This window comes from Acetobacter sacchari (assembly GCF_017377715.1).
GTDB classification, from domain to species: Bacteria; Pseudomonadota; Alphaproteobacteria; order Acetobacterales; family Acetobacteraceae; genus Acetobacter; species Acetobacter sacchari.
In genome coordinates, this window is sequence record NZ_JAFVMF010000032.1 from 19,166 (window position 1) to 31,112 (window position 11,947).

The following is an 11,947-nucleotide window of genomic DNA, read 5'->3' on the forward strand; positions in this document are numbered from 1 at the left end:
GACCAACGTTAAGACGCGTCACTGTCGGCAAAATGCCGTACAGTTCGTTTCCTTCCGTTGAGCCCCATTTGCCCCGCATTCAGTTTGCCTACGCGCCTGAGCACGTCATAGCAGTGGAGACTGCGTTACTGGCGATCCTCTACGAAACGGCGATAACATGCGCCGACGCTTATGCCGCAGCACCGCACGCTGCTTGTCCGTCGATTGGAGGTTTTTCATGCGCCTGCTGGTTATCGAGGACGAGCCCGCCCTCGGATCGGCCGTGCTGACGAAACTCCGCTCCCACGGACACGCGGCGGACTGGTACTGCGCGCTAGAGGATGCCCGCTCTGCCCTCGCCGCAACAGACTACGACCTTCTTGTGCTCGACCTCGGTCTTCCCGATGGAAACGGCCTCGACCTTGTCAGCACCCTTCGGTCCGAAGGCGCAAAACTCGGTATCCTCGTTGCGACCGCGCGAGATCAGATCAGCGACCGGATCGCAGGCCTGTCCGAGGGAGCGGACGATTATATCGTCAAACCTTACGATCTTGATGAGCTCATGGCGCGGATCGAAGCGATTTCGCGCCGCAATCCTGCCTATGGCGGCCCCGTTTTGACATTGGGCGACGTTGAAATTGACCTCACACGCCGCAGACTCTCGCGCGCTGGAGCGGAAATAGATCTGACAGCGCGCGAATGGGCGGTGATCGAGTTGCTGGCTCGACGACCTGGCGCAATCTGCTCGCGATCACGTATCGAAGATGCACTGTATGACCATCAGGAGGATATCGAGAGCAACGCCATCGAGGTCTTCATCAGCCGCGTTCGCAAAAAACTCGGACGCGACATTATCCTGACAGCCCGCGGCCGTGGATATCGCCTTGCCGATCCCTGAAATCCATACGCCGGAAAGTCCGGATGCCCACGGTTCGTGGAGTCTGTCCGCCCATATAGTGGGAGGGGTCACAGCGGCGGTGCTCGGGTCGCTGCTCGTGCTCGCTCTGGCGCTGGCGGCGTTCACCCGTTTCGAGGTGACCGAGCGTCTGGACGATTCCCTGCGTGAGGTGGCGGAGCGGCTTGTCTATACCGTCGCCTTCACGCCAACACGACCGGACGGCCCTCAGATCGCGATTTTGCCGGGGATCGGTCCGCGCGCCCTCGCCTATCAGGTCACAGATGCTGCCGGACGCGTTATCCTGCGCTCCCAGAATGCGCCGGAAGAGCCCCTCGTCACGCCGCCTGTCCCAGGTTTTTACGACCGCCCGCATTTTCGCGTTTTCGTCAGCCTGTCCACCGACAAGCAGCACGGCGTTCTGGTCGCCGAACCATCGTTCCACCGCCTTGAGGCCGTCCATCGCGCCATCGTCATCGCCACCCTGCCGATCCTCTTTCTCGCGCCGGTCATATGGCTTCTCGTGCGCTGGATCGTCAGGCGCGGCCTGCGGCCAGTCGATACGCTTGGCGCCGAATTGCGACGACGCGGCGGTGGTTATCTCGATCCCGTCTCCGCCCCGGATCTTCCTGTCGAACTGACCGCCATCCAGAACGCAGTGAACCTGCTGCTCCACCGGCTGGACAAGGCGCTGTCGGCGGAGCGCGCTTTCGCCGCCAACGCTGCGCACGAATTGCGCAACCCTATCGGAGCCATCCTCGCACAGGCCCAGTTGCTGCAAACGCTTCATGCCAGTCGGATGGAACCAGAGGGCGCACCACACACGCCGACCGACGCCACGCCTGGAATTGAAACCCTGATTGCACAGGTTCGGCGTCTGGGCGGCATCACCGATAAACTGCTGCAGCTCTCGCGCGCGTGGTCGGGTGTCGCCTTGCGGCGGGATCGTTTCGACGTGGTCGATCTTGTGGCGTTTGTATCGGAGGAGTTGGAGCGGCGCGACGGGGGCGGCGACAATCGCGCACCCGCCCGCATCCGGTTTCAACCCGGCGTATCCCGCCGGATGATGGTAGAGGGCGATCTGGACGCGGCAGGTCTGCTTTTTCGCAACCTAATCGAAAACGCCCTCAGTTATGGTCAACCCCCAGCCGTCGGGGGTCCAACCGTCACTATCATACTCGCGGCAAGCAATGTCATCGAAATCATCAACGATTGCGCAGCGTTGACCCCGGATCTGCTTGCCGGCATCGAAACGCCGTTCGTTCGCGGTCGCCATGAAAGTCCCGGCAGCGGTCTCGGGCTCGCCATCGCGACCACCATAGCAGCCCAAATGAACGCACGCCTCGATCTCATCTCGCCAATTCCCGGAACGACCAGAGGATTTCTCGCCCGCATCACGTTCCCCGGTCTTCAGGCGACCTCGGCATTGTCAACGCCCGCGCGAACCATGAGCGCGAGCGCCCGACGTCACTGACGCCACACCGGACCGGGTCGGCAGACGCGCCGTCACATCGAGCAGAGTTTCCGCCACGCGCACGCGCTCAACCGTGTTCAGCCCTATCGACATGTCTTCAAGGTAGTGAGACGCGAGGCGCTCCACGAGAGGTCGGAAGTCAGTCAGATGCGTGAAACACGCACCAAGAGACGCAAGATTGCGCAACCGTCGCACGCCCCGCTCAAACACGGTCATGAGGCTATCTGGCCACGCGCCATCGGGCCAGGAAATAAGCAAATCTTCCTCGACCAGAAAAGCGAACTGTGTGGACGCCAGACGCGCGGCGGCGTGCTTCAACTGCGTCGCGGCCCCCATGTGAAGACCGCACCGACTGGAAAACCGGATCAACGCCGAAACTGCCGCGAACTCTGGAACGTCCATCCAGATCAACGGTCTACGATCGGTGCGGCGTGCCGGTCGAAGATTCTCGATCTCCCGCCGAAGACATTCGCAACGCTTTTCCATGATGTCGAAGGCAGCCGCCAGCGCCTTATCGCAGATGTCGAGATGCAGCCCCTGATCCGTCGTAGCCAAAGCCACGGTGCGCGCGGCGGGAAGCGCTATGTCGATGTCAGTCCGCCCGGTCAGCAGCAACAGCAGGCCGAACCGCCACGCCAGTTCACCCTCTGCAACGATTTCGGTCAGCGCCTCTCGCAACGCGACGGACGATGGACGGGCAGGCACTGGATCGGCCCACTTCACGCACAACAACGACGCGTGCCGATAGATGGCTGCAAGGGGCGCGACCAACGCCGTTACCTGCGCTTCGTCGAGATGCGACGTTGCCGCGATTTCGGTCAACACGATCGACGGGATCGGGCGGGATAGGACCTCCGCCGCACGCGCCCACAACATTGCCGTCGCGCATTCAAGTGGATCAGCCCGCTCCGGCTCGGTCAGAGGATCGCGTGGCGGAAGCCGTTCCCCAGCGCCATGGCTGATAAGACGCTCGACAATATCCGCATCCGGGTAGCAATCAAAAATCCAAATTTTCAAAGGATTCAACAGTGTGTCCGGCACAGCGCAAGAAGCTTCCGCGCGCCACCGCTCCAGCGAAGTGAGAAGCGGCCAGAGCGGTCTGAACAACAAACCGGACGCGCTCGCCCCGGCATGGTCTGGCACGTCGAGGACGTGGCTTTCGCTGTCGCGCCCGGAGGCGAGTTTCATCCTAGATATTTCCGACCTCCAGCATAATTTCCGCCCTCAGGATTCTTTCGTTGCGCGACATCACATAGACAGTGTGGTCAATTTCCGGGGGCCAGTCTGACAATCCCGGGCGCAACGCGTTGGCGAGAAACGCTTCGTCGCCCGTCAGATTTTTTTTGTGTGTGAGAAGCTGCGCCAGAGCGACGAGATCGCCCAACGCATGGGACCACGATGGAGAGTGCGAGATCTCCCTTGCCAACAGACAAAATCTTGTCCAGCCGCGCAGCGTCGACAAATCAGCAAAAAGTTGCGGCGCAGCATCGCGATAGGCCGCGATCATATCTTGCGACGCAAGAAGGTCGCGCAGCGTGTCATACATCGCCTCGATACGTCCAAGCGCCGCCTTTGCGACATTGCACAAACGGCGACGAATCGCCTCGCCCCTGTCGTCAGGCAGCGCCTCCGGGAGCGTCGCGACGGTATCCCGCAACAGGGTCAAACGGGGCGGCGACGCGGATTCAGGCGCTAGAAAGTCCGCCCCAGCGCCAATCAGGCTCGCCATTCCCGCTTCCACCAGCACCCCTGCGAGCCATCGAAACACCCTCGGGTCGATCATCCAACCCGCTGCATGGGAGATGAGGCGTCGGCGCAGTTCGACCCTGCGCCGGGTCATTTCCGGCGCCACAGCGCGGGCGAGCGTCTGGGCCTCCCGCCCGGCGAACCCGGCTGCGGCGGCACGCAATGTTTCACGCATCACGAGACCGGACGTCACCCGCCGCAATCCCGACACCCCATGCAATAGCGCACGGTCAAACACGCTCACCCGAAAGCCGAAATCATCGATACAATCAGGGGGCACAACCAACACGCCTGTTCCGAAAACATTCAGGGCGAGAGCGTCCAGCGCTCCACCCGACTGCGCCCGCACGGCGACGCCGCCGATCAGCGGACTGGTCGTCGGAAGAAAATACGTTCCTGCAGAGGGGGCCGCCGTGACGGCCGGCCCCGCGAACGCTACGAAGGCGCCGGGATAAGGGACTATGTGCTGCTCGAAACGGGTCTCCATGGTTCGGGCTGTGATCCTGCTTGCTGCTGCTGATGCCGGCGTTGCGGCGTAAACGGCTGGCGCCGGGACGGATGACGTGTCATGTCGTCGGCCAGCGAGCATTCAAACCGGAAACGATGAACATTCCGTCAAACCCCAAACCGGCCGCCCGATCGGCGTCACGTGGCCGCACAAAGCGCGGCGCCTCCCCGACCGCCGAACGTCCTGCGGCGTCGTCGGACCCGACACGCGACATCGCGTTCGATATCCTGCGCGGCGTGATCGAGAACCGGCGTATGCTGGAGACAACCCTGTCGCGCTCGCCCGAGGCGCGCGCCGCCGACACGCGCGACCGGGCCGCAGCCCACCGTCTGGCGGCGGCTGCGCTGCGCCACCTCGGGACTCTGACGACGGCGCTGGAGCCGTTCCTGCGCAAGGAGCCGCCGGAGCCCGTGCGTGCAGCGCTGTTGCTCGGCGCTGCGCAATTGCTGTATCTTGAGACGCCGCCACACGCCGCCGTAGGCACCACCGTCGACCTCCTGCGGCGACGCGGCCTCGCCCCCTTCGCCGGGCTCGCCAACGCCGTGCTACGACGCGTTGCGACACAGGGTCCGGCGGTTCTCGAAGGACTCGATCAGGAACGTCTGGACGTCCCGCCTTGGCTGTGGACGTCGTGGAAGCACCTTGGGCCGGGCGTGGCCAGAGCGATCGCGCGCGGACTGGCGCATGAAGCGCCGCTGGACATTTCCGTCCGCCCGGATGCGGAAGCGCCCCCCGAAGCCGAGCGACTGCCGACAGGCTCCTGGCGCCTGCCCGCCGGAACGCGCGTCACGACGCTTCCCGGTTTTGACGAAGGTGCGTTCTGGGTGCAGGACGCCGCCGCCGCGTTACCTGCGCGTCTGCTCGCGGTTCAGCCCGGGGAGCGGGTCGCCGATCTTTGCGCCGCGCCCGGCGGCAAGACCGCACAGCTTGCCAACGCTGGCGCTGTGGTCACCGCTGTCGAACGTGATCCGGCGCGTCTGGAGCGTTTCAAGGAGAATATCGTCCGCCTCAAGCTGGACGTGACCACGATCTGCGCGGACGCCACCGCATGGACGCCCGATGCGCCACTCGACGCCATCCTGCTCGACGCCCCGTGCTCGGCCACCGGCACTGGTCGTCGCCACCCGGACGCGTTGTGGATCAAGCGGCCTCGTGATCTGGAGGCCCTGACCGAAGGGCAGGACGCCCTGCTGTCTGCGGCGTTCCGGATGCTGAAGCCGGGCGGACGTCTGGTCTACGCCGTGTGTTCTCTCCAAAAGGAAGAAGGGCCGGACCGCGCCGCCGCCGCCCTGCGCATCGGCTTCACCGCCGATCCTTTCCAGCCGTCCGAACTGGCCGACATTCCCGAAGCCCTGACACCCGAAGGGTGGCTGCGGACCCATCCCGGCCTGTGGCCCGAGTTGGGAGGCATGGACGGCTTCTTCGCCGCGCGCTTCATCCGCCCGGCTTAACGTGATCGGGGCGCCGCCGTACACTACGCTGACGAATCGAGAGCCGACATGACGGAAGACGATCTCTCAACGAAGCCGCCCGCCCCGTTCACCATTCACCACATCGATACGGTGGAAGGGCGGCGCACGTGGCGGGCCATGATCACGGATGCGCCGCATGTCGGAACCTTGATCAATTACATCGATGCTCGGCAGGCGGCGCCATCCGAACGCGCCTTGCGCTGGTATCAGCGAGAGTTGTTCGAAAACCGCTTCTTTCGCATTCCCTCTCCCGTTACCGCCTGCATGATCCGGTCCGGCGACGCCATCACAGTGACTGAAAGAAAATCGGTCTGCGGACACAAGACAGTCTTCCGCTTCCCCGACGCGCCAGATCTGCTGCTTTGCGCAAGCAATCTGGGCGAAGGCTTTCCTTTGAACACGATCCTCATGCCGTCCCTGCGATGCGGCCTGAATTTCGGAACGCGCACGTGGACGATCTCCCCCGAAGAAGCTGAAGACGCGATCGCGATATTCTCGGCGGAGGAGTGGCAGCCTGTTCGCCCCGCGACCAACGTCGCCGCCGTTTGCGGCGATCCCAATTTCGCACATATGCTGTGGAACCAGCTTCCGGCCCTACGAGAAACCGCAGGGTCGTCGCGCCGGACGCCGCCACCGACCATCGTCACGTTTTTCGAACCCCTTGGCGATATCGAGCTATTGGTCCCGGACATCGCGCACTGGCCGGTGGAACGCCCAGCCCACTATGCGATGCCGAACGCACCGGGACGGACCTTGTTCTGCTTCGGCTCGACGCAGATAGACCCGCAGACGCGCGCCGCCCTGCAGCGATCGGCGGGGGACGCGATCGCTGCGGACGGCGCCGGCGCGCTGTCCGCTCGTCTTGAGGGGCGACGTCCCATCGTGTGGGTCAGCGTCAGGACTCGCAACAGAACACCGGTCAACCAGCGCGAATTTCTTACAGGCCTCATCGCCCGGCTGCTCGCGACCTGGCCGAATGCGGTCGTTCTTCTCGACGGGCATTCCATCGCGGAGGACGTTCGCAAACGCGGCGCACCCCTCTCCGCGCTCCCAGCAGAAAACGATTGCGAGGATCTGATCGCGCAGGAGAACGCCAAGTCACTCCAAACCGCCGCGCGGGACGCGGAGGAGGTCGCCGCGATTCTCCGCGCGGTCGAAACCGAGACGCCCGCCCACGCAGGGCGCGTCATCGACGCGAGTAACTTGTCGATCCTGAACTCCATCGCCCTCGCGGCTCGCGCCGATTTCTACATCTGCCATCACGGGTCGGTGCAGCATAAGATTGGCTGGACGACGTCTACGCCGGGAGTGACGCATTCCAACCGGCGCGTGATCGAACGCCGCCCGGCGCACTGGGTCATGGATCAGGCTGGGCACGACACGGTCCCGGTTTATTTTCCTGAAGATCTGATCATGGACATCGTCGATACGGCGCCAGCGCTGCAGGACAGCGTCGACGACAACGCACGTTCGCTCCAGAGCGAGAACTATCAGTTCGCGGACGTGACGGCGGCTATCGATTTCACGTTGGAAGAACTCGCCCGCGTCCATGCGCGGCCTCCCGTGCGTCAGTAACGTTCCCTCGAACCAGTCAGAAAACTCCACGACAAATATCTCAACGAACGGTGACGTGAATGTGCATGCTCTTAAAGAACGTTAACTGTTCTGCCGTTATCCTACCCAACGCCCGTGCGAACCAACGAAAGTCTCGCAGATAAAACAGGATGTGGCGGAAGTAAGGCGAAAAAGCCCCAACATGACCTTCTCCACCGCGCAGAAGACCTGTTGCGCGCCGCCTCGGGATTACCGATAAAGCAAAGATGACAAAGAACGCGCCGCTTCTCGTCGCTCCCAGCATTCTCTCCGCCGATTTCGCTCGCCTTGGCGAGGAAGTGGCGGCGATCGATGCAGCCGGAGCGGACTGGATTCACCTCGACGTCATGGACGGACACTTCGTCCCGAACATTTCCTTCGGCCCTGCCGTCATAAAAGCGTTGCGGCCGCATTCGCGCCTGCCGTTCGACGTACATCTGATGATCGAGCCATGCGATCCGTATCTGCAGTCTTTCGCCGAGGCTGGCGCCGACCACATCGTCATCCATATCGAATGCGGGCCGCACGTTCACCGCTCGCTGCAAACGATCAAGGCGCTCGGCAAGAAAGCCGGGGTCGCGATCTGCCCCGCGACCCCGGCCTCAGCGCTGTCCGAGATTCTCGACCTCATCGACATCGTGCTTGTCATGACGGTCAACCCCGGCTTTGGCGGCCAGAAGTTCCTGCAGAGCCAGCTTGGAAAAATTCGCGAAATCCGCTCGATGATCGAGAAATCCGGACGAGCGATCAGGATCGGCGTCGACGGCGGCGTCGATCAAGACACCGCGCCGATGGCTATCGAAGCCGGAGCAGATTTTCTGGTCGCGGGCAGTGCGGTGTACGGCCAAGACGACTACGCAGCGGCCATAAGTGCGTTGCGATCGGCCAGCTAGGGAACCGACTGCTGATTACCTTGAACGCCTGCGTTACACGTCACATCGACGCTGCGCCGCACATCATAGCCTCCACCCCCTTCGGGAGACGGCCCACGCCCTTCGGTCGCAAGGCCAGCCGGATCGACGGGAATACGGGCATGGATCGCCGTTCCGAGAAGGAGCGCCCGTCATGGGCCTAGGCCGCTGGGCGCGCGACGCGCGCCTTTCCCTCGCGCTGCTCGGCCCGCTCGGCGGCCTGCGCTCGGTTCCCTCCGCTCCCGCGCTCACCGTACGCGACCTCTGGACGGGCGATGAAGCCGGAGGCGAGCTGATGGTGCGCGGCCACGCCTCGCACCGCGGCGTCACGCGTCCACTCAGCCACGGTCGCTGGACCGCACCGGACTGGCCCGATGAATTCCGTGACTGGCTGCAAAGCTTTACCTGGTTGCGCGATCTGCGGGAACTTGGGACCGATTCCGCGCGCAGCAAGGCGCGCGCGATGGTCGCCACATGGCTCGGGCAGCCGATCGGCGAAACGCCGCTGCAAAACCCCGCCGTCACCGGCGCGCGCGTCGCAGCCTGGCTCAGCCATTACGATTTCTACGCTGCCTCGGCGGACGAGGATTTCCGCAAGAACCTGATGATCAGAGTCGTGCTTGAAGCGCGGACCGTCATGGCGCTAGCCCCCGGCGACCGCCGTGACTGGTCGGCGTTTCAGGCGCTCAAGGGCCTGTTGGCCGCCGCCATCGCGCTTCCGGAGCAGTCGGGGTTTCTCGCCCGCTACATGAAGCTGATCGATACGGAACTGGAGCAACAGGCTCTGTCGGATGGCTGCCACGCCTCGCGCAGTCCCGAAACGCAGCTTCTCGTGCTTCAGGAACTCGCCGAGATGCGGGTGATGCTGCAAAGCGCCCGCATCCCGATTCCAACGACGATGGCCGCCACGCTGGATCGCATGACGCCTGTGCTGCGCGCCTTCCGGCATGGCGACGGGCGACTCGCCCTGTTCAACGGAACGCGGCCGCATCCCGCGTCCCGCATCGATTCAATCATCGCGCGAGCGCTGCCGCGCGGCCATGTCGTCGCACGCGGCCTTCCGGAAGGCAGGCTGGTCCGCCTGTCAGCGGGTGACACGCTACTGTTCGTTGATGGCGGTTCTCCCGCACAGCATGGCTTCGACGCCCTCGCTCATGCTGGCGCGCTGTCTTTCGAGCTGTCCTCCGGCCGGTCACAGTTGATTGTCAATTGCGGCGCGAGCACGTTGCCGGGGTGGAGCGAAGCGCTGCGCGAGACTGCCGCGCATTCGGTGCTGTCACTCCCCTCCACCCCGGCGTTGCGATGGGGCCGCGACGGGCGCCTCGAATCGCGCCCCAAAGTGGCGTGCGATCATGCCATGCTCGACGCCGATCATCTTCTGGAGCTTTCTTCCGACGCTTATGTCCATGCCGGAGCGGGCGTCTATCGCCGCCGCCTGTATCTGACGCAGGACGGCGGAGATCTGCGGGGGGAGGATCGTCTGGACGGCGAGGGCTCCGCGTCGGAGTTTGTACTTCGCTTTCACCTGCATCCCGGCGTGCGCGTGGAGCTTGAGGAAACCGATATCCTCCTTCTGACAGAAACGGAAACCTGGCGTTTCCGCAGCGACGGGTATTCGTCGATCGAGGAAAGCGTCTATCTGGGCGATCGCACGCCCGCGAAGACCCTGCAAATTGTCGTACGCCCCGCCAAGATCGAAGCGGCGCCGAATATTGAGACGCCTGTCGCCGCGGAGCCGCATGAAGAGGGCGCACCGCCGGTGGAGCACGCCGAAACGACGGGCCACCCTGACGCGACAGATCACGAACCGTATGGCGATCACGCGGAGGCCAGCGTTGCCGATAATTACGACGCCGAAGCCTGGCCGCAGGAAACTGTGGAAGCTCTGGAAACGCCGCCCGCAGAATTGCATGACCCGAACGTAGCGTCCGGCGAATGGGCGGAGGACCAGTCGCCGAACGGCGTCGACAAGCTGACCACAACTCCAGAAGAGCCACCTCCCCCCGAGACGCGCCCTGTCGAGCAAGCGCGTGGCGTCCGGTGGGCGTTCTCCCGCCTCGACGGTTGAGCGCGCGCTCCAGGCCTAGCCAGAGCGATCCCGGGAAAAGCCTCTGAGAGAAGACGATGAAAATTCTCGAAGTCACCAACGTCGACTTCTCTCTGCGCCACTTCATCCTCCCGCTCATGCGGGAGCTACGTGCGCGCGGACATGACGTCGTCGGCGTCTGCGCGGACGGTCCCCTGCTGGTCGACGTCAGGAAGGAGGGTTTTCGCGTGGAAACCCCGCCAATGGCCCGTTCCTTCTCGCCCATTGCTCAGTTGCGCGCGTTCACCGCGCTGGTGAAGTTGATCCGGCGCGAACGACCGGATGTCGTTCATGCCCACATGCCGATCAGCGGACTGCTCGCACGCTTCGCCGCCCGTCTCTGCGGCGTGCCCTGCATCGCCTACACATGCCATGGTTTTCTGTTCAACCAGCCCGGATCGCGGCTGCGGCGGACTGCAGCCTTGATGCTTGAATGGGCGGCCGGACGCGTCACCGACGTCTATATGACTGTCTCTCAGGAAGAGGCTCAGGACGCCAAACGCCTCCACATCCATCGTCTGGCGCAGGCAGTCGGCAACGGACGGGACCCGAATGTGTTTCATCCGGATGCCGCCACGCGCGCGCGCATCCGCTCCGAACTCGGGACGCCGGACGATCGCGTCGTAATCGTCGCCGTCTCCCGCCTCGTGCGCCACAAGGGCTACCCCGAATTGCTTCGCGCCATGGAGTCCGTGCCCGACGCCGAACTCTGGGTGGTGGGCGAACGCCTGTCGTCCGATCACGGAGAATCGCTGGAGCAGGAATTCAAACGTGCGGCGCGTGTTCTAGGCGGACGGCTACGCATGCTTGGCTACCGCAGGGATGTCGCCGCAGTGCTCGCCGCTGCCGACATCTTCACGCTGCCCAGCCATTTCGAGGGCCTTCCCATGTCGATCATCGAAGCGATGATGACAGGTCTGCCGGTGGTCGCGACCGACATCCGCGGTTCACGAGAGCAGATCGCGCCGAATGAAACCGGCTTCCTCGCACCGCCCGCGACCGTCACGCCTTTGGCCGAAGCGCTGGCGCGACTGGTCAACGAACCCGCATTGCGCGTTACGATGGGTTCGGCCGGCCGCGCCCGCGCACTGCGCCTGTTTGACGAACGCGACGTCATGTCACGCACAGCGACCCTGCTGAAGCAAGGCGCAGCGCGCTCTTGAGGCGTCGTGGAACTGAGGAGATGGGCTTAGCCTGATAAGGTGCCGGTCCTGTGCCTGCGCGCAGCTTCTCAGAGCCTGTTTGGAAAATCGGTCTGATGTGATTCAAGCTCTGGATGTGGA

At 63.8% G+C, this 11,947-nt stretch carries 9 protein-coding genes; 7 read left to right on the plus strand and 2 right to left on the minus strand.

Annotation, left to right across the window (positions count from 1 at the left end; translation table 11 throughout):
• Positions 1-217 precede the first annotated feature (217 nt).
• Positions 218-877, plus strand: a complete 660-nt coding sequence (locus tag J2D73_RS18890; RefSeq protein WP_207883868.1) for a response regulator transcription factor — start codon at positions 218-220, stop codon at positions 875-877.
• A complete protein-coding gene (locus tag J2D73_RS18895) occupies positions 864-2,348 on the plus strand; it encodes a sensor histidine kinase (protein ID WP_243430096.1) in 1,485 nt (494 codons plus the stop codon). The genes J2D73_RS18890 and J2D73_RS18895 overlap by 14 nt, the downstream gene beginning before the upstream one ends.
• On the opposite strand, the gene J2D73_RS18900 is transcribed toward J2D73_RS18895, so the two are convergent.
• Both J2D73_RS18900 and J2D73_RS18905 read right to left on the minus strand, forming a co-directional pair.
• Entirely contained in the window at positions 2,304-3,536 is a 1,233-nt protein-coding gene (locus J2D73_RS18900; RefSeq protein ID WP_207883869.1) for a hypothetical protein, read from the minus strand. The genes J2D73_RS18895 and J2D73_RS18900 overlap by 45 nt on opposite strands.
• Position 3,537: 1 nt before the next feature.
• The gene (locus J2D73_RS18905; RefSeq protein ID WP_207883870.1) at positions 3,538-4,581 is read right to left on the minus strand and encodes a hypothetical protein; all 1,044 of its coding nucleotides are present in this window, start codon (positions 4,579-4,581) and stop codon (positions 3,538-3,540) included.
• A gap of 116 nt (positions 4,582-4,697) precedes the next feature.
• Here J2D73_RS18905 and J2D73_RS18910 point away from each other — a divergent pair, with 116 nt between their 5' ends.
• The 5 genes from J2D73_RS18910 to J2D73_RS18930 all read left to right on the plus strand — a co-directional run bounded on the left by J2D73_RS18910 (position 4,698) and on the right by J2D73_RS18930 (position 11,827).
• Positions 4,698-6,053: an RsmB/NOP family class I SAM-dependent RNA methyltransferase gene (locus J2D73_RS18910; protein ID WP_207883871.1), complete on the plus strand. Its 1,356-nt coding sequence runs from the start codon at positions 4,698-4,700 to the stop codon at positions 6,051-6,053.
• Positions 6,054-6,101: 48 nt separating this feature from the next.
• Complete coding sequence (locus J2D73_RS18915) at positions 6,102-7,649, plus strand: hypothetical protein (RefSeq protein WP_207883872.1); 1,548 nt, start codon at positions 6,102-6,104, stop codon at positions 7,647-7,649.
• A gap of 245 nt (positions 7,650-7,894) precedes the next feature.
• Positions 7,895-8,560 carry a ribulose-phosphate 3-epimerase gene (gene rpe, locus J2D73_RS18920; RefSeq protein WP_207883873.1) on the plus strand — a complete coding sequence of 222 codons (666 nt, stop codon included), beginning with the start codon at positions 7,895-7,897 and terminating at the stop codon, positions 8,558-8,560.
• Positions 8,561-8,732: 172 nt separating this feature from the next.
• Complete coding sequence (locus tag J2D73_RS18925) at positions 8,733-10,646, plus strand: heparinase II/III family protein (protein ID WP_207883874.1); 1,914 nt, start codon at positions 8,733-8,735, stop codon at positions 10,644-10,646.
• A gap of 56 nt (positions 10,647-10,702) precedes the next feature.
• A complete protein-coding gene (locus tag J2D73_RS18930; protein ID WP_207883876.1) occupies positions 10,703-11,827 on the plus strand; it encodes a glycosyltransferase family 4 protein in 1,125 nt (374 codons plus the stop codon).
• The last annotated feature ends 120 nt before the right edge of the window (positions 11,828-11,947 follow it).

What these genes read in the sequence shown, in the direction of transcription:
- J2D73_RS18905 (WP_207883870.1), bottom strand. Translation starts at nt 4,581, where the DNA reads ATGGAGACCCGTTTCGAGCAGCACATAGTCCCTTATCCCGGCGCCTTC.
- J2D73_RS18910 (WP_207883871.1), top strand. Translation starts at nt 4,698, where the DNA reads ATGAACATTCCGTCAAACCCCAAACCGGCCGCCCGATCGGCGTCACGT.
- rpe (WP_207883873.1), top strand. Translation starts at nt 7,895, where the DNA reads ATGACAAAGAACGCGCCGCTTCTCGTCGCTCCCAGCATTCTCTCCGCC.
- J2D73_RS18890 (WP_207883868.1), top strand. Translation starts at nt 218, where the DNA reads ATGCGCCTGCTGGTTATCGAGGACGAGCCCGCCCTCGGATCGGCCGTG.
- J2D73_RS18925 (WP_207883874.1), top strand. Translation starts at nt 8,733, where the DNA reads ATGGGCCTAGGCCGCTGGGCGCGCGACGCGCGCCTTTCCCTCGCGCTG.
- J2D73_RS18915 (WP_207883872.1), top strand. Translation starts at nt 6,102, where the DNA reads ATGACGGAAGACGATCTCTCAACGAAGCCGCCCGCCCCGTTCACCATT.
- J2D73_RS18900 (WP_207883869.1), bottom strand. Translation starts at nt 3,536, where the DNA reads ATGAAACTCGCCTCCGGGCGCGACAGCGAAAGCCACGTCCTCGACGTG.
- J2D73_RS18930 (WP_207883876.1), top strand. Translation starts at nt 10,703, where the DNA reads ATGAAAATTCTCGAAGTCACCAACGTCGACTTCTCTCTGCGCCACTTC.